Here is a 20,976-nt window from a genome sequence, read left to right on the forward strand (position 1 = left end):
TAAGTAACCCTGTCCCCGCCAGCCCAAACCCGATAGCAGCGGAAAACCCGAAGGTGAGGAACGAACCAAGGCTTTGCAGCGCATAGCGGGAACAAGCCTATATATAGTAGTACTGAACCTGCTTTGCTAAAAAAAGAACACACTATAATGGCATAAGCATAACAAATTCGCCACGAATAGGCCTCCATTTTACTATATATTACCGCAGCCTTAAAAACATAGCATTGTATTTCCTCGTAAATATTTTATAAATTAGTTAGATGCTTCTGGTTAAACAATGGACTTCTGATTTATTAGGACTGCTATTTCCAAATTTATGTAATGCATGTGGCAATTCTTTGTTTCGCCACGAACAGTTGATCTGTATAAAATGTTTGTACGATCTTCCTTTTACAGACTATCATCAATATGCAGATAATAGGGTTGCCAAGCAATTATGGGGGCGCTTACCACTTAATGCCGCCATGGCCATGTTATATTTTAGAAAAGGAGCGAAGGTTCAAAACTTAATCCACAACTTAAAATATAATGGCAGAACCGATGTTGGGGTATTATTAGGCAATATGCTGGGAGAACGGTTAAAACCCGCAATTCTTTACCAAGATATTGATATCGTTATCCCGGTTCCTTTACATCGCAAAAAATTTAAATCCAGGGGATATAACCAAAGTACCTTTATTGCTGAAGGAATTGCAGCGCAGATGGGAATCGATATTAGCGAAAATCATCTTATCCGGAATACTTCAACCGAAAGTCAAACTAAAAAAAGCAGGTATAACCGTTATGAAAATATGAAAGCTGTTTTTCAGGTAAATTTTCCTGAAGATATCATCGGCAAACATATTTTACTGGTTGACGATGTAATTACCACTGGGGCAACGCTTGAAGCCTGTGCCAATGCACTCTTAGCTACTGGGGCAGCAAAAGTAAGCATTGCAGCATTGGCCTTCGCAGAATAATTACGATTACACAATTTATTGCTATTGTAAGTAGTTAAAAACTTTTCTAAGTTTGATTTATGCGTTTAAATATTGGCTTAATGCTTTTAATCTTATTCCTCGCCGCCTGTCGGAAGGGGGAACGCATCACCACAGATCCAAATGCTAAGCTAAACATCTCTAATAAAGAGGTATTATTTGATACGATTTTTACTTCCGTAGGCTCAATAACTAAAAGAATAAAGATTGCCAACAAAAATAATGATGCAGTTAAAGTTTCCGAAATCAGATTATCAGGCGGAAATGCTTCGGCTTTTAGTATTAATATTAACGGGGAGCAAACACAGACTAAAAATGACCTGATCATAAACGGCCAGGATTCTATAAACATTTTTGTTAAAGTTTCGATCAACCCAAATTCAACCAACCTGCCTTTTCTGGTTCAAGATTCTATCATATTAAATACAAATGGGAATAAACAGGTAATTCAGCTTTTAGCTTACGGGCAGAACGCTGTATTTGTTAATGAATCTACAATTAATACAAATACCATATGGACAAAGGCGTTGCCCTATATTATTAATGGATCACTAACTGTTAAGAGTGGGGCTTCACTAACCATTCAGCCTGGGGCCAAAATTTATTTCCACAAGGATGCCAATTTAAACATAGAGGGAAACCTAATGGTTAATGGCAGCTTTAGCGAGCCCATATTATTTTGTAGCGACAGGCTCGAAAGAATATATAGTGATGAACCTGGGCAATGGAAAGGAATTTTCTTAAAACGCACCGGATATGGGCTGATTAAAAATGCAATCATTAAAAATGCATCTGTTGGCATTACCTCCGATTCTTTATCCATTAACAACAACCCCAAATTAATTTTAAGCAATAGCATGATTAAAAACATGCAGGTGGCGGCATATATTGGCTACCACTCGGAGCTGCTTGCATTTAATAATATGATATATAACTGTGGGAATTACTTAATATATGCAGTAGGAGGGGGTAATTACAACTTGAAACAGAATACCTTTGCGGGATATAACTTAAATTTTCCACGTAAAACTGCTTCACTCAGCTTTTCAGATTATTTATCTGCAGATGCTTATAATAAACTGCAGATAGATTTAACTAATAATATCATTTGGGGCAGTTTAACTAACGAACTGGATATCCAAAAGAAAACTTCTGCAATAGTGCAGCTCAATTTATGGAGTAATTTAATCCGATCTACCAACAGTACTTATAACGGTAATGGCAATATTTTGAATATTGATCCATCCTTCATCAACAAGGAAATGGAAAATTTTGAGCTCTCGGCGAACAGTGCAGCCAGAAAGAAAGGTGCTGATTTAAGCAACGATCCTTATTTTATGGGTTATCTAAATAAAGATATAAAAGGCGACACAAGAATTTCTCCCTCAACCTTAGGTAGTTACGAAAAATAATAACTTTTTTTTATTTTCCTAAAACAATTTAGCAAAAAATATCGTTTATATATTCGAGAGCGTTAATTTAGATGGTAAGGGTCGATATTTCTTCTAAGAATATCGGCCCTTTACTTTTACCGGGTTTTAACATTGTAGGCTTGCCACACAATTTTTTCAGGTTAGCTTTAACTATTTTATTCCCAGTTTATTATTTTTTGAAAGTTAGTGCTGGTGGTTTATGGCGGTCTTTAGCCCCGCTTTTCTTCCTGCCGTTTTAATTTACTTAGAAATAGGATAACAGACCGAAAACGGTATCCATTCAATCGAGCTTAGTTAACAAAGCCTCCCTTAAATCCTATTATATCAAAAAAGCAGTTACAAATTAATGCAACTGCTTTATCTATTTGTTTGTTGTAAATTATTCTACTGTTACCGATTTAGCCAGATTTCTTGGCTGATCTACATTACACCCGCGCATTACCGCAATATGGTACGACAATAACTGAAGCGGAATGGTTGCTATAAGTGGCAAAAAGGCTTCATTGGCGTCAGGAATTTCTATACAGTAATCGGCCATTTTCTTAACCTCAGTATCGCCTTCGGTTACAATGGCAATTACCTTTCCTTTTCTGGCTTTTACTTCCTGTATGTTACTAATCACTTTCTCGTACGATGAATTTTGAGTAGCAATAAAAACTACTGGCATTTCTTCATCAATTAAAGCGATAGGCCCATGTTTCATTTCGGCTGCAGGATACCCCTCTGCATGAATATAGGAAATCTCTTTAAGTTTTAAGGCACCCTCTAAGGCTACGGGGAAACCACTACCTCTTCCTAAAAACAAGCAGTTGGTAGAATCTTTGATCTTTTCTGCCACCTCTTTAATCAGATCGTTAGACTCTAGTGCTATCTGAATCTTGTCAGGAATATTATCCAGTTCGGTTAAAAGCTCAATCAATTTTGAAGTGGTAATGGTTCCTTTTTGCTGCGCCATATAAAAGGCCATCAGCGTTAAAACTGTTACTTGCGCGGTAAATGCTTTTGTTGACGCAACACCAATTTCTGGTCCGGCATGAGTATAAACACCGGCGTGAGTTAAACGTGGGATGGAGGCACCTGCTACATTGCAAATTCCAAAAATAGTTGCCCCGCGCTCCTTAGCCATTTCTATAGCCGCCATGGTATCGGCCGTTTCCCCAGACTGCGAAATGGCAATTACCACATCTTTTTCTGTAATGATCGGATTTCTGTACCTGAATTCTGAAGCGTATTCAACTTCAACAGGAATACGAGCATATTCTTCAATCAGGTATTCGCCAACCAAACCTGCATGCCACGATGTTCCACAGGCCACAATAATGATCCGGTCTATATTTTTTAATTTCTCTGCAAATTCCTTTATCCCGCCAAGCTGAACTTTCCCCTGTTCAGGGTAAATACGCCCACGCATACAGTCCTTAATCGAACGTGGTTGCTCATAAATCTCTTTCAACATAAAGTGATCGAAACCACCTTTTTCCAACATCTCAAGTTTTAGCTGTAACTCTTGAATTAATGGTGTTTGTATTACATTATCCAGTTGCTTAACTAAAAGATCATTTTTAGTAATCAGGGCGATTTCGCCATCTTTTAGATAAATTACAGTTTTAGTATACTCAATAATTGGAGTTGCATCTGAGGCAATAAAATATTCTCCAGTACCAACGCCAATGACCATCGGACTACCTTTCCTTGCAGCAATTAAACGATCTGGATGCTCTTTATCCATAATTACTATTGCATAGGCACCATTCACTTCCTTCAAAGCCAAACGAACGGCTTCTAAAAGATCAATATTTTCAATTTCCTGGATTTCTTCAATCAGATGGATCAGTACCTCTGTATCGGTATCGCTTTTAAACTCGTGACCACGGCTAGTCAATTCTTCCTTTAATGTGGCATAGTTTTCAATAATTCCATTATGGATAATGGAAAGTTTACCATTATTTGAAGTGTGGGGGTGAGAGTTTCGATCGGAAGGCACACCATGCGTTGCCCATCGTGTATGCCCCATACCAATTGTACCAGACTTATCTTTGTCTTCGGCGTATTCTTCCAAAACAGCTACTTTTCCTGCCTTTTTGTAGATGTGCTGACCGCTGTTATTCATTACCGCAATACCAGCACTATCATAGCCACGGTACTCCAATCTTTTAAGACCTTTTAATACAATTGGCCAGGCTTCTCTGTAGCCAATATAGCCTACTATTCCACACATAAGTTACATCATTTTATTGGTCAAATATATAAAACAAACGTTTGTTTTACAGCATTAAGGCAAAAAACTTACTTCACAAAAAAAAAGCAGCTACAAATTAATGTAACTGCCTGTGTTATTGTAACGCTAGCTAAGTTAGTGTATAATCTTATTTATAAAGTGGGAAAGCACTTACCAACTTAATCACTTCAGCTTTTACACTATTTAGGTTAGCCCCATCTTCCGGATTAGTTAAAACCTGATCGATTAAATCTACAATCTTTTCCATTTCAGTTTCTTTTAAACCGCGTGTAGTAATTGCAGCGGTACCTACACGTATACCTGAAGTTACAAATGGTGACTTGTCATCAAAAGGAACCATATTTTTGTTCACTGTAATTTCCGCTTTCTCCAAAGCATTTTCAGCTACCTTACCAGTAATATTTTTATTCCGAAGATCAATCAGCATCAGGTGGTTATCTGTACCGCCAGAAATAATGCCATATCCTTTAGCTACAAATGCCTTGGCCATTGCCTGCGCATTAGCCGCTACTTGTTTAATATATGTTCCGTACTCCTCGCTTAAAGCTTCACCAAAAGCAATGGCTTTAGCTGCAATAATATGCTCTAATGGGCCGCCTTGCGTACCAGGAAAAACCGCCATATCAAGCAAGTTGCTCATTAAACGGATTTCTCCTTTTGGCGTTTTTAATCCCCATGGATTTTCGAAATCCTGTCCCATCATAATCATACCTCCACGTGGGCCACGTAAAGTTTTGTGGGTTGTAGTGGTTACAATATGGCAATGTGGAAGTGGATTGGCCAACAATCCTTTTGCAATTAAACCTGCTGGGTGAGAAATATCAGCTAAAACCAAAGCGCCGATTTTATCAGCTACCGAGCGGATAAAAGCATAATCCCACTCACGTGAATAAGCAGAGGCACCGCAGATAATCAATTTTGGTTTTTCAGCTAAAGCAACTTCTTCTAATTTTTTATAATCAATCAGTCCGGTTTCTTTTTCTACGCCATAAAATAAAGGTTGATATAATTTACCCGAAAAGTTTACTGGAGAACCATGCGTTAAGTGGCCGCCGTGTGAAAGGTCAAATCCTAATATTCTATCACCTGGTTGCAAAACAGCTAGCATTACAGCCGCATTAGCTTGTGCGCCAGAGTGTGGCTGAACGTTTACCCACGCTGCACCGAACAATTCTTTTGCCCTATCGATAGCAATTTGCTCTACTACATCCACTACCTGGCAACCGCCATAGTAACGTTTTCCTGGTAAACCTTCGGCATATTTATTGGTCAGTACCGATCCGGCAGCTTCCATTACCTGCTTGCTTACAAAGTTTTCTGATGCAATAAGCTCTAAACCATGCTCTTGGCGGTTTAATTCTTTATCGATAAGTTCAAAAATTTGGTTGTCGCGTGTCATTGTATATTTAGGTTTGTATTTTTTTGGCAAAAGTAAGGATTTCAAATTTAATTCACGCCTGTTTAAGACAATGCTTTCACATTAAAGTTGTTAAAGCCGCTCCCAATGGTTATCTCTACGATTTGCTGCTGCAACATTTCTAAAATAGCCAGAAAATTATAAACGAAATGCACTTTATTCTCCGAATTTTTAAGCACTAAAGCAAAATCGATCTGTTTATTGATATCGAGCAGATTAGCAATAAAGTGTTTTTGCTGCTCGATAGTATAAGGATATTGTACCACAGTATGTTTAACCTCTTCACTGCGCAGTTCATATTTCTGCATCGTTCGGTGGTAAACGGTTAAAAGTTTATAGAGATCCAATGATAAAAGCTCATCCTGGTGGCTGGAAGATGCAGCGGCCAGGGTTAAATCATATGCAATATTACCCCGTTGATCCTGTTTAAACCGTTCCTCTTCCAAAACTTTCATTTCTTCTGCGGCAGATTTAAATTGTTTATAGGCAATCAGTCGGGCAATCAGGTCCTGCTCCGAGTTGATTTCATTTCCGGCCTCGTCTACCTCAATCCTTGGCAATAACATTTTAGATTTAATGCGCATCAAGGTTGCAGCCACTAAAATAAATTCGCTGGCCACTTCTACATTTAAAGCAAGGAGCTGATGGATGTAGGCCAAAAAGTCGTTGGTTATTTTAGCAATCTCCACATCCTGGATATTAAGTTCATCCCGCTCTATAAAGAACAGCAACAAATCGAAGGGGCCTTCGAATACCGGAAGTTTTATTTCAAAATTCTCTGCCTGCATGTGAAGAGACAAACATAATGAAAATTTTTAGTCTTAAACTACCTAGGCCATTAGTACTAATCTCAACAGCTATCATTAGGGCACATCATTCAGGCGTTGGTTTTTAGGCATCTTGCTAGCTCACCTTAATAAACCACTGACTATACCGAAGAACGCAGTCAATCCCAAGTGGCAGGAAAATCAAAAAAACAGTTGCAGAAAAGAACAAATGGTACTACCAAACCTTAAACGCAGTGGTTTTGTGTTCTTAGGTGTTGAGTCTAAGCTTTCACGCGAATTGAACACAAAACAAAGTGCCGCTGTTTTTTTGATGAGTGTGGGAGGTGAAGGGCCACATTGCCGGATTGACAAGGCGCTTTGGGTACTTTGGCGCTCCAAAATGCGCCAGCATTCTTGAGCACAAATAAAAACAATATGATTTGCGAAAAACTACCATGCCTCAGCGGCATAGAGCGGAAAGAATCTATATTCTTATTCAAACATTATTTTTTTTGAACCAGGATGTTTAACAGCATACTGATCGCCTTAAGGAAAGGAGCAAAAAACCGATGCAGATTAAACATAGTAGAAGCTCACAAACAGGCTTCATACCCCTAAGCCCCAACCGCTTAACGCTCAAGAATAAACCACTATTTTTCTCTTCTATATTAAAACAAATTTGCCTTACTTTGTATCTTGTTTTTTACCATAAATTTCGAATGCAAGTAAAAGCTGGCCCCCTATTATCTAAAATCAACTATCCTGCTGATTTAAAGCAATATAGCGAATCTGACTTAGAACAAATAAGCCAGGAATTACGACAGTACATTATTGATGTAGTAAGTGTTAATGGCGGCCATTTTGGCGCCAGTTTAGGCGTTGTTGAATTAACAGTAGCTTTACACTATGCATTAAATACTCCTTACGATAAGCTGGTTTGGGATGTAGGCCACCAGGCATACGGACATAAAATATTAACCGGCCGTAGGGATTTATTCCATACCAACCGTGTATATGGCGGCATTAGCGGATTCCCAAAAATTTCGGAAAGCGAATATGATACCTTTGGCGTAGGCCATTCTTCTACTTCCATTTCGGCTGCTTTAGGGATGGCTGTAGCTTCGCAATTAAAAGGTGAAACCGATCGGCAACATGTGGCCGTTATTGGTGATGGCGCCATGACAGCTGGTTTGGCTTTTGAAGGATTAAACCATGCCGGGATCGAAAACAGTAATGTGCTGGTAATCCTGAATGATAACTGCATGTCTATTGATCCTAATGTGGGTGCGCTTAAGGAATATTTAACCAGCATCACCATTTCAAAATCGTATAACCGTTTCCGTGATGATATTTCTCATGTACTCACGGGGCTTTCTAAACTAGGTCCTAACGCACATAAGTACGTTAAGAAAATTGAGAAAAGCATTAAAGGCACTTTACTAAAACAAAGTAATTTATTCGAAGCCTTAAACTTTAGGTATTTCGGTCCTGTTGACGGGCACGATGTAAAACGTTTAGCGCAGACCATAAAAGATTTATCTGCTATTCCTGGTCCTAAGCTTTTACACTGCGTTACTGTAAAAGGTAAAGGTTTTGCATTAGCAGAAAAAGATCAGACCAAATGGCATGCACCAGGCCTTTTTGATAAGATTACCGGCGAAATCAAAAAAAGCATTCCGGATAAACCACAGCCACCAAAATATCAGGATGTTTTTGGGCATACCATGGTAGAACTGGCCGAGGCCAATGATAAAATTGTAGGGATTACCCCTGCTATGCCATCAGGTTCATCGTTAAACATCATGATGAAAGCGATGCCAAAACGTGCATTTGACGTAGGAATTGCCGAACAACACGCGGTAACTTTCTCAGCTGGTTTAGCGGCACAAGGATTAGTTCCGTTCTGTAACATCTATTCGAGTTTTATGCAAAGGGCTTACGATCAGGTAATTCACGATGTAGCCATTCAAAAATTGAACGTAGTATTTTGTTTGGATAGAGCGGGCTTAGCAGGCGCCGATGGTGCAACACACCATGGTGCATATGATATTGCTTACATGCGCTGTATCCCGAATTTAGTGATCTCTTCTCCGATGAACGAGGAAGAATTGCGAAACCTGATGTTTACTGCCCAACAAGAAAATGTGGGCCCATTTGTAATCCGTTATCCTCGCGGTAATGGTGTAATGCCCGATTGGAAAAGACCGTTTAAAGCATTAGAGATTGGCAAAGGCCGTAAGATCTGTGACGGAGAGGATGTAGCCTTGTTAACTATTGGCCACGTAGGTAACTTTGCCGTTGAGGCACGAGCAGAATTAAATAGCGAAGGGTTTTATCCGGCACATTACGATTTACGTTTTGTAAAACCATTAGATGAAGCTTTATTACACGAAGTTTTTGCTAAATACAAACATGTAATCACCGTCGAAGATGGTTCACTGCCAGGAGGAATAGGTTCTGCAGTGCTGGAGTTTATGGCCGATCATGGTTATCATGCTAACGTAATCCGTTTGGGTATCCCAGATCAGTTTATCGAACATGGCGAACAGCCAGAGCTTTGGGCCGAATGCGGATACGATAAAAATGCGATTATTGAAGCAGTAAGAAAGGTTGCTGTAAAAAGAACAACAAATAGTATGGCAGGGTAGTTGCCCGATTATATTTTGTCATTCTGAGCTCAGCGAAGAATCTTAATAATAAAGAAAGATCCTTCCTATTGTCAGGATGACATGTAAATTAACAAAAGAGCCTCAGTTAATAAGAGAACTGAGGCTCTTTTTATATCATGTAGTTTATTAAAAATCAGAATACAAATTCCTGAACGAACTCCGTAGACCGAAGGTAATCAATCCGGTAGTATTTTTACCTAAATTGTTACTTTCCCTCCTAACCACACCACCTAACTCTAGACGCAAGTTATATTTCGGATTAACTACGTAGGCTACTTTTCCTTCAGCATAAAAAAGATCGGTACGGATCCCTTGCGTAGTATAATTTCCATTTGCTTTTACTGCATCTGTATAAGGCTCAAAAATATTTTTACCATAATTTTGTCCGGCTTCATCTAAACCATATTTAGCATACATTAATTCTCCGCTAAAATCAAAACGTTTGTAAGAATAGTTTAATAAGCCAATAAGTTCTCTAAAATTTGCACCAAGAGGATGCGCTAGAGGTTCGCCATACTGTGCATAGTTAATAATTGGTTTACGTGATGAAAACGTATAAGGTTTAGCTGTATTGTATTCCAATAAATAATTTAAACCTGCTACATGAAATACATCTGCACCTCTTAAACCCAATTGCCAGGCGTATTTATTTCTCGAGCTGCCTTCAGAAGAGAAAAATTCTTTTGCCTGAAACTCATCTAAAGAAAATTGCCCATAGGCAACTAGTTCCTTTGCAAACTTATATTTACCTGTGAATCCTAGGAGCGCATTATCAGGAGAACCGCTTGATGCTTCAATTGGTCTTAAGAAAATAACCGGGTTGGCATAACCCCAATCAAATCCTCTGTTATTTCCAGCATCGTCCGTTTGTCCCCATACAATGGAATCAAAGAACCCGATAGACAAACGGTTATTAACATTCCAATCTAAATAGTGGAACACCGCACCTTTTTTCCTAAAACCAGCTTCATACGATAATTTCGGAGCGCTTGGATCTTGCATGGCTGCCCACATTACCATATACTGTACATTACCTAAATTCCCTGTTAATTTTAAGAACGGATAAGGCGAAGCGTAATCAGATAATAACAATGAACGATAACCATCACCTACAAAATTTTTATCATAACCTCCTGTGATGTTAAGATATTTCGATGGCGTATATGATAGTGTTGCGGTTACATACGACCAATCAGCAGTTAGGGGATTGATATCAGGATTATAACCCTGTCCGTATTTCCCTCCTACTCTATTAAACGATTGGCCAGGTACAATACCGGTTTCATCAATATAGTTTCTATAGTAATTTGCAAAACGTCCTTGATTCTCAAATCCACTGGTATAAAATGAAAATTTCTTCCCTATGGTACCACCAACCTGATAACCGCGGGTATTTAAGTAGGTGTTTCTTTTGCCGGAGAAATCTTTACCTATTTGAAAATCAGGCAAAAAATCTGCATAAACAGTATAGTCTTCATTTCTTATATCTAATAGGTGCTCATTAAATAACTTCCTAGATACCCATGTATTTCTAGTAGAATCTACCCCAACGCTAAACAATTGATTACTTTTATCACGTAATAAACTATCATCAATAAAAAAAGGCTTTAAGGAAGTATGAAATCGGGTATTTGGATTATAGATCTCACCACTTAATTTCTGATAATACTGAAAAGAATATGGTTGATAAACTGCCTGAGCTTTTAGCTCATGAATAGAAACAACTAAAAATAGGAGGAATAAGATTTTCTTCATCTGGTAAAATTTAATACAAAAGGCAAAGAAAGGAATTAATTATCAATTTAACGATGCCCTCTAAAAGATCAATAAAAGAAAAAGCCCTTGAAGGCTTTCAGTTTCAATTATTAAAAGGCATTTTCTTCACCTTTAGCCATATTGAAGATAGTCATGAAAATAATTTTCACATCAAGCATGGTAGACCAGTTCTCTAAATACCAGATATCATATTCAACACGTTTTTCCATTTTTCCCGGCTCATCAGTTTCTCCACGAAAACCGTTTACTTGAGCCCAACCTGTTATACCTGGTTTTACAAAGTGGCGAACCATGTAACGATCGATAATTTCATTATACTGATCATTTAATTTTAAAGGGTGGGGACGAGGTCCAACAACAGTCATATTACCTAGTAATACGTTTAGAAACTGAGGAAGTTCGTCTAAACTTGTACGCCTTAAAAAGGCCCCGACTTTTGTAATCCTTGCATCGTTCTTAGTAGCTTGTTTAAAACCAGCATCACCCTCTGTAACAGTCATGCTCCTAAATTTGAATACTTTAAAAATTTCATTATTTCGCCCAGCTCTATTCTGCATAAAGAATACTGGCCCTTTAGATTCTAATTTAATGATGATTGCAATGAGTGGAATTAACCATGAGAGCAGAAAGACAAATACTAACGTACTAAAAACAACATCAAACAAGCGCTTTTTAAATCTATGATTAATTTTCTCTAGCGGCTCAGGTCTCAACGAGATAACAGGAAATTCATTTCCGAGGTAAGTGATTGTAAATGGAGACAATAGTGTGCCACTAATATCTGGAATAAATTTTAATCTTACACACTGTCGTTCAGCCTCCAAAGTAAGCAAAGTTATATCACCCATCCTTTCTGGTGCGATAGTAACGTAAATATCTTTGATATTTTTATTAACAGCGATTTCTAATTGATTTCTAACTGAGTCTGATAATTGCCCATCAAGATCAAAATAGTCTTCATTGTCAATTTCTAAAAAGCCGTGAAATTCAATATATCTTTGCTTTTCAAAATAACTGGCGAGGTGTGTTCCTGTTGCGTTGTTACCAAGAATAGCCACCGATTTTACAGCACGTAAGTGATTAAACAGTAAGAATTGGAAAGATGTTCCCACAAAACGATTGATTAAAAACACCATACCCAACAGACCGTAAAAAATCACTAGAAATGATCTAGAAAAGTCGTTTTGTTTTGAAAAAAACAAATAAAAAGAAAAAATAACGGCATGCAAAACTACACTTTTCCATGTACCTCGGTAAATTCTTTCGATTCTTCTTGCACCATATTCAGTATACAAACCAAAAGTAGTAGTACAAACAATCCAGATCAGATTACAAACTACCACATAATGCCATTGCAGTTCAGAACTAACTTGCTTACCTAAATAAGAAGTAAACTCAAATGCGAAAAAATAAACAATATTGACCATGATTAGGTCGGTAATTGGAAGAAGGTATTTAAGGATATATAAGTAACGTGTTTGCATAGTTAATTTTTAGAGATACCGAAACAACATTCAGCTCAAAATGTTTTAATTTATTAGTAATGAACAAAATTAATGCCCAAAACTTAATTTCCACTATTTATTATCGATAATTCTATCGAGAATTGAACATTTGGCTATATAATATAAAGATATGGCTTTTAATTTTAATTTTGAAGCGTCTACATTTTGAATCAAAAAATTAGTCGATCATTAGCCTAGTTAAGTAGATTTCTATTAACATAATAATATTATACCAATAAAAAGACTTTGAATCTACCTTTTTTAGATATTCTTAGATAAAAAAAGAAAGTGCCTAATATTTTAGACACTTTCTTTTTTCGAATTAGTAATAAATGTTTATTTATTATATGTTTTAAAATCTTTATGTTCTATACGAGCTAAAGCCTCTGGTGGTAATGATTTAAAATATTCATAAGTTATTTTTAAACCTTCAGCACGACCTACTTTCGGCTCCCAACCCAAAATTTCTCTGGCTTTTGTAATGTCTGGTCTTCTTTGTTTAGGATCATCTTGAGGTAGCTCTTTATAAACAATCTTTTGGGATGTACCAGTTAATTTTATAATTTCTTCGCAAAATTGTTTAATGGTAATTTCATCAGGGTTACCAATGTTAACTGGTTGTGCATAGTCGCTCTTCAACAACCTATATATACCTTCAACTAAATCATCTACATAACAAAATGACCGTGTTTGGCTACCATCTCCAAAAACCGTGAGGTCTTCTCCTCTCAATGCTTGGCCAATAAAAGCAGGTAACACTCGACCATCATTTAATCTCATTCTTGGGCCATAAGTATTAAATATTCTGATGATCCTTGTTTCTACACCATGAAAAGTATGGTATGCCATTGTAATTGCTTCCTGAAAACGCTTTGCCTCATCATAAACACCACGGGGACCAACAGGGTTTACATTGCCCCAGTATTCTTCGGGCTGAGGATTAACATTTGGGTCACCATATACTTCGGATGTAGAGGCGATCAACATTCTTGCGCCCTTGTTACGTGCTAAACCCAACAAATTGTGTGTGCCTAAAGATCCCACCTTAAGTGTTTGGATTGGAATTTTTAAATAATCAATAGGGCTAGCCGGAGAAGCGAAGTGTAAGATATAATCAAGTTTTCCAGGTATGTGAACAAACTTAGAAACATCATGATTATAAAACTCAAAATTGGCTAAGGGAAAAAGATGTTCAATATTAGATAGGTCTCCAGTAATTAGATTATCCATCCCAATAACATGGTAGCCCTCTTTTATAAACCGGTCACACAAGTGCGAGCCTAAAAAACCGGCGGCACCGGTAATCAAAATTCGTTTAATACTCATTAGTTAATTAATTTACGCCCAATACTATTATAATAATATCCCATTTCAATCATTTTATCCAAATTGTATAAATTTCTTCCATCAAAGATCACTTTATTTTTAAGGATTGAATCAATCTTCTCAAAATCCGGATTTCGGAAAACGGACCATTCTGTAGCAATTAGTAATGCGTCAGCATCTTTCAAAGCCGTATATTGATCTGGAGAGTAATTCACTTTATTGCCAATAAGCGCTTTAACGTTACCCATTCCCTCAGGATCAAAAACAGTTATGGTAGCCCCTTTTTCTACTAGCGCATCGATAATATATAAAGCAGGAGCCTCACGTATATCATCAGTTTCTGGTTTAAAGGCCAATCCCCAAAGCGTAAAATGTTTGCCTTTTATATCACCCTTATAATATTTCAAAACCTTATCAACCAAAATCGTTTTTTGACGTTCATTAACCTCCATTACTGATTTTAAAATCTGAAAATTATACTGATTTTCATCAGCAGCTTTTACCAACGCCTGTACATCTTTAGGAAAACAAGATCCGCCATAACCTATACCAGGGAAAAGAAATCTTTTTCCTATACGGTCATCAGAACCAACACCCCTTCTAACAGCATCAACATCAGCACCAACCAACTCGCAAAGGTTTGATACTTCATTCATGAAAGTAATTTTTGTTGCTAAAAACGAATTGGCAGCATATTTTGTAAGTTCTGATGAGCGCTCGTCCATAAACAATATTGGATTACCTTGACGAACATACGGCTCATATAATTCAGTTAATAATTTCTTTGCTTTTTCGCTCTTTGTTCCAATAACAACACGGTCTGGTTTCATAAAATCCTCTACGGCAACACCCTCTCTAAGGAACTCCGGATTGGATACTACATCAACCATAACATTGGTATGTGCTTCAAATACAGCCTTAACTTTATCTGCAGTTCCAACCGGTACGGTAGATTTATTTATAATAACCTTATACTCGGTTATCAGCGTAGAAATATCTTTTGCTGCTCCAAGAATATAAGAAAGATCGGCAGCACCATCACCACCTGGAGGGGTGGGTAAGGCCATAAAAATAATCTGTGCGTGTTTAATGGCATCTGCTAGGTTGGTTGTAAAGTGCAACCTGCCTTGTTCGATATTTCTATGGAACAATAGATCTAAACCAGGTTCGTATATTGGAACCTCGCCATTTTGCATTTTCTTAATTTTATCCTCGTTAATGTCAACACAAATGACATCATTACCTGTTTCAGATAAACAAGTTCCTGTTACTAACCCTACATACCCAGTACCAATTACTGCTATTTTCATATATTAATTCTTACTAATTATAATTTTTATTATATAGGCTATTCTAACCCTGTTTTTCCCGTATCAAGATACCAATCCTGTAACGCTTCTTTTAAAGTAAATTTCAGTTTAAATGGTGAAGAATCTAGTTTCTTGCCAGAAATATTCGTAGAGATAATCAATTTATCTACCCGATCAGGATGGATTCCGTTTATATCTTTACCAACCAATCTTGCTCCATAATACGCCGTAGTTGCAGCTGTTTTTAAAAACCAAGATGGTACTCTTAACGTAGGTTTTTTAAGATTAGTAGCTTCAGCCATTGTTTCACATATTTCCTTAATTGTTGGTATCGGTTCTATGCTTAAATTAAACGTTTGAACGTTATTACCATCGGGTTGAGCTCCTTGATACAATATCCTTGCTACATCCTTTACGTACACAGAGGCTTTAATGGTATCGGTTCTACCTGGGTAAAAAAAGAAACCTTTTTTTATACTCTTGTACAGTCTGGTGTAATTACCTCCTTCTCCCTCCCCAAAAACTACTCCTGGCCGAACAATAAATAACCTCCTATTTATGGGGTCTTCCGCCTGCCATAATTTTTGAATATACTCAGCCGTTAACTTTGAAATCCCGTAAGGAACATTTGGCATAGGCAATAAATCTTCTGATTTAAACCTTTCACCCGTTCCATATGCTGCAACAGAACTTGTGAATACAATTGTATTGATTTTGTTCTTACGTGCAAAATCACAAATTTGTTCTGCGCCCAAAATATTAGCTTCATAATATTCTTCATCGGCATGCCCAGGAGTTGTATGAATAGCTGCGAGGTTATAAATTATTGAATCGTTAATATTGTTAAGCGCTATTTCTATAGGCTTCCTAACATCTAAGTATTCAAAATCTGTACTTACCTTATGTTTAATGTCATAGCTAAAAACTGCATCATCCTGATTTTGAAGCGAGAGAATATATTTTTTTAAATGTGTTCCGATAAATCCAGATCCACCAAAAATTAAATGATTCATATTTTATTAATAATTTAAAACTAATACTTAAGTTTATTTATCAAATAGTTTTCACCTATTCCTGCCTTTGTTCCTGCCTCAATATCAGTGTCTTTATCACCAATTAAAACACTTTGTGCTAAATCTAAATTAAACTCCTTGGCAGCCTTTAATATCATACCCGGCTCTGGTTTTCTGCAATCACAGGCAGAACTAAATTCAGGGTGATGTGGGCAATGGTAAACTTTATGTATTTTTATTTTCCTTTTTGAGAATTCGTTAACCATCCATTCTGACAGGACCCTAAAATCTTCTTCAGTATAGTATTTGCGGGCAATGCCCGATTGGTTTGTTACAATAAAGATTAAGTACCCTTGATTTTGAAAATGTTCCGTAATCTTAAAAATCTCGTCAATAAATATAAAATCTTCAATTTTATAAACGTAACCTTTATCTACATTGATTACACCGTCACGATCCAAAAAAAGAGCCTTATTCTTTTCCAATCTGATTCTCCTTAATCTTATTAATTAAGTTTGTTGAACTATAACCATTAACAAAATCAATAGTTTGTACACTACCTCCTTCTGCCAATACCTCTTTGGCACCAACAATATCCTCAATCTTATAATCCCCCCCTTTAACCAAAACATCGGGCTTAATAATCCGTATAAGTTCTAAAGGGGTATCTTCTTCAAAAACAGCAACAGCATCGATAAAAAATAATGAAGCCAACATTAATGACCGGCTTAACTCTTTGTTGATTGGTCTGCTCTCTCCTTTTAGTCTTTTAACGGAAGTATCAGAATTTAATCCAATCACCAATTTTGTGCCCAAAGAAGCGGCTTTAAGCATATAGCTTAAATGACCAATGTGAAGCAGGTCAAAACAACCATTTGTAAATACAATTTTTTCACCGTCCTGCTTCCATTTCGAAATCGCACTATCAATATTTGCTTGTGAAAAAACTTTCTCACCCGCTAAAGTTTCAATATTATCTACCATTTGTTAATCCATTTATTGATAATTCTCGTCAACCGCAGTACAGATGATATGCCCAATAAGAATATGCATTTCTTGAATATGAGCAGTTATTGTTGATGGAACAACAATATTAAAATCACAAAGATCATTCATTTTGCCCCCATCTCTACCTGATAATCCAATATTAATGCAACCTCTCTCTTTTCCAAGTTCAAACGCTTTTAAAACATTGGTGCTATTTCCACTTGTTGAAATCCCGATTAAAACGTCTCCTTTAGCGGCAAGTCCGTCAGCTTGTCTCTCGAATACTCTATCATATCCATAATCGTTACCAATTGCGGTTAGGGCAGAGGTATCCGTTGTGAGTGCTATTGCTGGCAACGATCTTCTTTCTTTAACAAAACGACCTGTAAATTCAGCTGCAATATGTTGCGCATCACCAGCACTACCACCATTTCCAAAAAGCAAAATTTTATTTCCTCTTTTGATGCAACTCGTTACTTCTTCACAGACCCTATCAATATCCGGAACCAATTGAGACAAAGATTTTTGAGCAACCTGTATGTGCTCTTCGAAAATACTTTTAATTTGATCTTTCATAAAAACTATCGAATTTAATAATATGTATTTTTTGACAAATAGTTTCTAACATAATCACTTACGCCTTCTTCTAGAGAGTAAAACTCATCAGCAAAACCAGCACTACGCAATTTATCCATATTTGCCTCTGTAAAATACTGATATTTATCTCTGATATCGATAGGCATATCTATGAAAGCAATATCTGGTTTGATTTCCATTCCTGCGAATGTTGCCAAAACTAAATCATAAAAACTTCTTGCCTTTCCCGTACCTAAATTATAAAGTCCATTTTTTTCCTCAGCCCAATTGCCATCAATCATTTTTTCTGTCATCCAATATATGATCTTCACCAAATCTTTTACATAGAAAAAATCACGAAGTTGTTCGCCATCTTTATATTGAGGATTGTGACTTCTGAAAAGTTTCATCTGGCCCTTATCTGTTATTTGGTTAAAAGCATGCCATATTACACTTGCCATTCTGCCTTTATGATATTCGTTAGGGCCATAAATGTTAAAAAATTTAAGCCCTGTCCAATTAGGTGGCGTCTTTTCCTGCGCTACTGCCCATTTATCAAATTCATTTTTACTAACACCATAAGGGTTTAAAGGAACTAATTGTTCAATAATCTCATGATTATCATCATAACCGAACTCGCCATTACCGTATGTGGCGGCTGAAGATGCATAAACTAAAGGAATATTTCGATCTACACAATAATTCCATATATTTTTAGAATACTCAACATTCAACGCTTCGTGAATGGCATAATCGAATTCCGTAGTGTCTGTTCTTGCACCCAAGTGAACAATACAATCAATATCAGGTTTCACTTCATCTAACCATGTAAAAAAAACATCACGGTCAACTTTTTCCAGATACGATTTATTTTCCCAATTCGGTCTTTTGTCTTCCGAACCGAAATAATCAACAAGCACCAAATTTGTTAATCCCTTATCATTAAAATACTGAACTAAACACGAACTGATAAATCCAGCAGCTCCGGTTATTACAATAATTGAATCTTTATTTTTCATCTTCTTTTATGCAAATTTTTCGTTTATTTCGGCAAGTGTTGCAGTAGCACTTCCAACTTTATTTACCACTATAGCAGCTGCATGGTTAGCAAATTCACAAGCTTCAATAATTGATTTACCCGCACCTAGTGCTAAACCAAGAGAAGCTAAAACAGTATCGCCAGCACCAGTTACGTCAACCACATCTAATGCTTTGGTAGGAATTATTGTTAGTTCATTATTTGAATAATTTGCAATACCATCCTCTGAGAGTGTGATAATGATATCATCAGCAGCAGTAATTTCTTTCAATTTAACACAAGCTGCTCTTAAACTACTCTCATCCTTAATTGCAATCCCTGTAGCAATTGCAGCCTCTTTTCTATTGGGTTTAATAACATTTACACCTAAATATTTTGAGAAATCGAGGCCTTTTGGATCCAAAACAGTCTTTATACCATGTTTTTTGGCACTATCAAAAATTTTCTTCAGCAAACTTGGTGTTAGTAGGCCTTTATTGTAATCAGAGATTAAAACAATATTGAATAACCCTACTTTTGATTCGAAAACTTTCATCACATTATCTTCTTGTTCTACAGAAATCGGTGATGAATTTTCTCTGTCCAAACGTATTAATTGATGCTTAACAGCTAATACTCTCGATTTTATTGTTGTGCATCTGGTGGAATCTTTTACGATTCCATTTCCTAACAAGCCATAATCTGTTAACTCTTTTGATATTAAAGAAGCATTCTCGTCATCACCTACAATCGATACAATATCTCCGTAACAATTAAATGCAACTATATTTTTTAAAACATTTCCTGCTCCACCTAAAGTATATTCTTCACGATCTACCTCTACTACCGGAACAGGAGCTTCAGGTGAAATTCTTGTACAATCTCCGTAGATATAGTGATCAATCATTAAGTCTCCTATAACAAGAATTTTTACTCCATTGCTATTCATAAAATAATTTCCCCTTTAATTAGTTAAAAAATTCAGTTATCCAATTGTTAATATAATATTTTTCAAAATCCTTATTTGTTTTTAAAACAGCGTCAGTACTCTGCTTTACTTTACCTACAATTTCAAATAACTCTTGGTCATCATTTAGGTCGTTAATAACAATAATATTATTTGAATTATAAAACTCAACATCTTTTATATGCTTATTTGAGGTCACCAATTTAGCACCAGATGCCAAAACCTCAAATGTTCTCATTGTTAGCCCTGTTTGCCCGAACCGCTGAACATCCAACACACTTTTCGACGCCTTAAATACATCAGCAACCTGCTTTTTCGACATTTTATCAAAACTAACATCGGTTATTTTAATCGGCTTAAACTCTTTTTTGGTGAGCTTTTCTAAATAAAAAAACCACTTGGCAGGCATGTAATAAAAAACGAAAGTATTATTGAATTTTTCAAACAATCTTTTCATTACACTAAATCTGTTCGAGTGCATCGTTCCCACAAAAGAAATATCATATTTGCGATCTGAAACAAAATCAGCAATAAACTCTTTTGTATAAAATAGGTGTTTTAACTTCCATCTACTATCCAACTTTACATCCTCAAAGTCAAAGCTATAACAGCTATCGAAATGATTTAGGATAAAAGTAGAGTTTGCAGGGTTATTTCTGATGGAATCGTATGTATAATAAATAAGCTTAGCGTTGGGGTTAAGTGATTTAAATTTTAATATAAAATCTTCAGGTACCACTTCCCCCTTAACCAACAGAAAGTAATCATACTTTTTGTTTTTTATTTTTTCAGTAATTGATTCGTAATATTTAGCTATGGTTCTTTTTACCAGGCTTTTCTTCACCCTAAGCATAGCTTTCATCAAAGAGTTATTAGCGCTCCTTTCATCAAAGTAATCAACATCTAGCCCATTTTCAAGCAAGGCCGTTTTTATAGCTACTTCATAACCAAAAAACTGGGCACAGATAAAAAGAACTGTTTTTTTATTCTCCATCT

The 20,976-nt window shown here is 36.5% G+C and carries 17 protein-coding genes; 3 read left to right on the forward strand and 14 right to left on the reverse strand.

All coding sequences use genetic code 11. The features are described 5' to 3' along the window. Positions 1-260 precede the first annotated feature (260 nt). The gene (locus HDC90_RS22800) at positions 261-959 is read left to right on the forward strand and encodes a ComF family protein (RefSeq protein WP_184470571.1); all 699 of its coding nucleotides are present in this window, start codon (positions 261-263) and stop codon (positions 957-959) included. Positions 960-1,039: 80 nt separating this feature from the next. Further along, positions 1,040-2,389 carry a hypothetical protein gene (locus tag HDC90_RS22805; protein ID WP_184470573.1) on the forward strand — a complete coding sequence of 450 codons (1,350 nt, stop codon included), beginning with the start codon at positions 1,040-1,042 and terminating at the stop codon, positions 2,387-2,389. Positions 2,390-2,789: 400 nt separating this feature from the next. Here HDC90_RS22805 and glmS read toward each other — a convergent pair whose 3' ends face one another. From glmS to HDC90_RS22820, 3 genes are all read right to left on the reverse strand, one after another. Continuing rightward, positions 2,790-4,628 (reverse strand): glutamine--fructose-6-phosphate transaminase (isomerizing), encoded by a 1,839-nt coding sequence (glmS, locus tag HDC90_RS22810; protein ID WP_184470575.1) that lies wholly within the window; start codon positions 4,626-4,628, stop codon positions 2,790-2,792. A 148-nt stretch (positions 4,629-4,776) separates the two neighbouring features. After that, positions 4,777-6,048: a serine hydroxymethyltransferase gene (gene glyA / locus HDC90_RS22815; RefSeq protein ID WP_184470577.1), complete on the reverse strand. Its 1,272-nt coding sequence runs from the start codon at positions 6,046-6,048 to the stop codon at positions 4,777-4,779. Between the two features lie 62 nt (positions 6,049-6,110). Beyond that, positions 6,111-6,854, reverse strand: a complete 744-nt coding sequence (locus HDC90_RS22820) for a ScpA family protein (protein WP_184470619.1) — start codon at positions 6,852-6,854, stop codon at positions 6,111-6,113. A gap of 698 nt (positions 6,855-7,552) precedes the next feature. On the opposite strand from HDC90_RS22820, the gene dxs reads away from it, so the two are divergent. Further along, positions 7,553-9,481, forward strand: a complete 1,929-nt coding sequence (dxs, locus tag HDC90_RS22825) for a 1-deoxy-D-xylulose-5-phosphate synthase (protein ID WP_184470579.1) — start codon at positions 7,553-7,555, stop codon at positions 9,479-9,481. 147 nt (positions 9,482-9,628) lie between these two features. Here the strand turns inward: dxs and HDC90_RS22830 are convergent, their stop codons facing one another. The 11 genes from HDC90_RS22830 to HDC90_RS22880 all read right to left on the reverse strand — a co-directional run bounded on the left by HDC90_RS22830 (position 9,629) and on the right by HDC90_RS22880 (position 20,974). Beyond that, a complete protein-coding gene (locus tag HDC90_RS22830; RefSeq protein WP_184470581.1) occupies positions 9,629-11,257 on the reverse strand; it encodes a gliding motility protein RemB in 1,629 nt (542 codons plus the stop codon). 110 nt (positions 11,258-11,367) lie between these two features. Then, complete coding sequence (locus HDC90_RS22835) at positions 11,368-12,762, reverse strand: undecaprenyl-phosphate glucose phosphotransferase (RefSeq protein WP_184470583.1); 1,395 nt, start codon at positions 12,760-12,762, stop codon at positions 11,368-11,370. A 357-nt stretch (positions 12,763-13,119) separates the two neighbouring features. After that, the gene (locus tag HDC90_RS22840) at positions 13,120-14,109 is read right to left on the reverse strand and encodes a UDP-glucuronic acid decarboxylase family protein (RefSeq protein WP_184470584.1); all 990 of its coding nucleotides are present in this window, start codon (positions 14,107-14,109) and stop codon (positions 13,120-13,122) included. Further along, a complete protein-coding gene (locus tag HDC90_RS22845) occupies positions 14,109-15,419 on the reverse strand; it encodes a UDP-glucose/GDP-mannose dehydrogenase family protein (RefSeq protein ID WP_184470586.1) in 1,311 nt (436 codons plus the stop codon). The genes HDC90_RS22840 and HDC90_RS22845 overlap by 1 nt, the downstream gene beginning before the upstream one ends. Before the next feature lie 38 nt (positions 15,420-15,457). Beyond that, positions 15,458-16,432, reverse strand: coding sequence for an NAD(P)-dependent oxidoreductase (locus HDC90_RS22850; protein WP_184470588.1), 975 nt, complete (start codon positions 16,430-16,432; stop codon positions 15,458-15,460). 20 nt (positions 16,433-16,452) lie between these two features. Further along, positions 16,453-16,917: a D-glycero-beta-D-manno-heptose 1,7-bisphosphate 7-phosphatase gene (gene gmhB / locus HDC90_RS22855; RefSeq protein ID WP_184470590.1), complete on the reverse strand. Its 465-nt coding sequence runs from the start codon at positions 16,915-16,917 to the stop codon at positions 16,453-16,455. Further along, positions 16,904-17,416 carry a D-glycero-beta-D-manno-heptose 1-phosphate adenylyltransferase gene (gene rfaE2, locus HDC90_RS22860; protein WP_184470592.1) on the reverse strand — a complete coding sequence of 171 codons (513 nt, stop codon included), beginning with the start codon at positions 17,414-17,416 and terminating at the stop codon, positions 16,904-16,906. Before rfaE2 ends, gmhB begins: the two co-directional genes overlap by 14 nt. A 12-nt stretch (positions 17,417-17,428) precedes the next feature. Continuing rightward, positions 17,429-17,995, reverse strand: a complete 567-nt coding sequence (locus tag HDC90_RS22865; protein ID WP_184470594.1) for a D-sedoheptulose 7-phosphate isomerase — start codon at positions 17,993-17,995, stop codon at positions 17,429-17,431. A gap of 14 nt (positions 17,996-18,009) precedes the next feature. After that, a complete protein-coding gene (rfaD, locus tag HDC90_RS22870) occupies positions 18,010-19,014 on the reverse strand; it encodes an ADP-glyceromanno-heptose 6-epimerase (RefSeq protein WP_221451935.1) in 1,005 nt (334 codons plus the stop codon). A 6-nt stretch (positions 19,015-19,020) separates the two neighbouring features. After that, the gene (gene rfaE1 / locus HDC90_RS22875; protein ID WP_184470596.1) at positions 19,021-19,962 is read right to left on the reverse strand and encodes a D-glycero-beta-D-manno-heptose-7-phosphate kinase; all 942 of its coding nucleotides are present in this window, start codon (positions 19,960-19,962) and stop codon (positions 19,021-19,023) included. 19 nt (positions 19,963-19,981) lie between these two features. Further along, positions 19,982-20,974, reverse strand: coding sequence for a hypothetical protein (locus HDC90_RS22880; protein WP_184470598.1), 993 nt, complete (start codon positions 20,972-20,974; stop codon positions 19,982-19,984). Between the last annotated feature and the right edge of the window lie 2 nt (positions 20,975-20,976).

This window comes from Pedobacter sp. AK013, assembly GCF_014205835.1.
Classification (GTDB): Bacteria; Bacteroidota; Bacteroidia; order Sphingobacteriales; family Sphingobacteriaceae; genus Pedobacter.

Excerpts from the sequence above, each read along its gene's own strand:
- HDC90_RS22805 (WP_184470573.1), top strand. The coding sequence starts at position 1,040 with ATGCTTTTAATCTTATTCCTCGCCGCCTGTCGGAAGGGGGAACGCATC.
- HDC90_RS22830 (WP_184470581.1), bottom strand. The coding sequence starts at position 11,257 with ATGAAGAAAATCTTATTCCTCCTATTTTTAGTTGTTTCTATTCATGAG.
- HDC90_RS22865 (WP_184470594.1), bottom strand. The coding sequence starts at position 17,995 with ATGAAAGATCAAATTAAAAGTATTTTCGAAGAGCACATACAGGTTGCT.
- HDC90_RS22840 (WP_184470584.1), bottom strand. The coding sequence starts at position 14,109 with ATGAGTATTAAACGAATTTTGATTACCGGTGCCGCCGGTTTTTTAGGC.
- glmS (WP_184470575.1), bottom strand. The coding sequence starts at position 4,628 with ATGTGTGGAATAGTAGGCTATATTGGCTACAGAGAAGCCTGGCCAATT.
- HDC90_RS22845 (WP_184470586.1), bottom strand. The coding sequence starts at position 15,419 with ATGAAAATAGCAGTAATTGGTACTGGGTATGTAGGGTTAGTAACAGGA.
- HDC90_RS22880 (WP_184470598.1), bottom strand. The coding sequence starts at position 20,974 with ATGGAGAATAAAAAAACAGTTCTTTTTATCTGTGCCCAGTTTTTTGGT.
- rfaE1 (WP_184470596.1), bottom strand. The coding sequence starts at position 19,962 with ATGAATAGCAATGGAGTAAAAATTCTTGTTATAGGAGACTTAATGATT.
- HDC90_RS22850 (WP_184470588.1), bottom strand. The coding sequence starts at position 16,432 with ATGAATCATTTAATTTTTGGTGGATCTGGATTTATCGGAACACATTTA.
- dxs (WP_184470579.1), top strand. The coding sequence starts at position 7,553 with ATGCAAGTAAAAGCTGGCCCCCTATTATCTAAAATCAACTATCCTGCT.
- HDC90_RS22835 (WP_184470583.1), bottom strand. The coding sequence starts at position 12,762 with ATGCAAACACGTTACTTATATATCCTTAAATACCTTCTTCCAATTACC.
- HDC90_RS22800 (WP_184470571.1), top strand. The coding sequence starts at position 261 with ATGCTTCTGGTTAAACAATGGACTTCTGATTTATTAGGACTGCTATTT.
- glyA (WP_184470577.1), bottom strand. The coding sequence starts at position 6,048 with ATGACACGCGACAACCAAATTTTTGAACTTATCGATAAAGAATTAAAC.
- rfaD (WP_221451935.1), bottom strand. The coding sequence starts at position 19,014 with ATGAAAAATAAAGATTCAATTATTGTAATAACCGGAGCTGCTGGATTT.
- rfaE2 (WP_184470592.1), bottom strand. The coding sequence starts at position 17,416 with ATGGTAGATAATATTGAAACTTTAGCGGGTGAGAAAGTTTTTTCACAA.
- HDC90_RS22820 (WP_184470619.1), bottom strand. The coding sequence starts at position 6,854 with ATGCAGGCAGAGAATTTTGAAATAAAACTTCCGGTATTCGAAGGCCCC.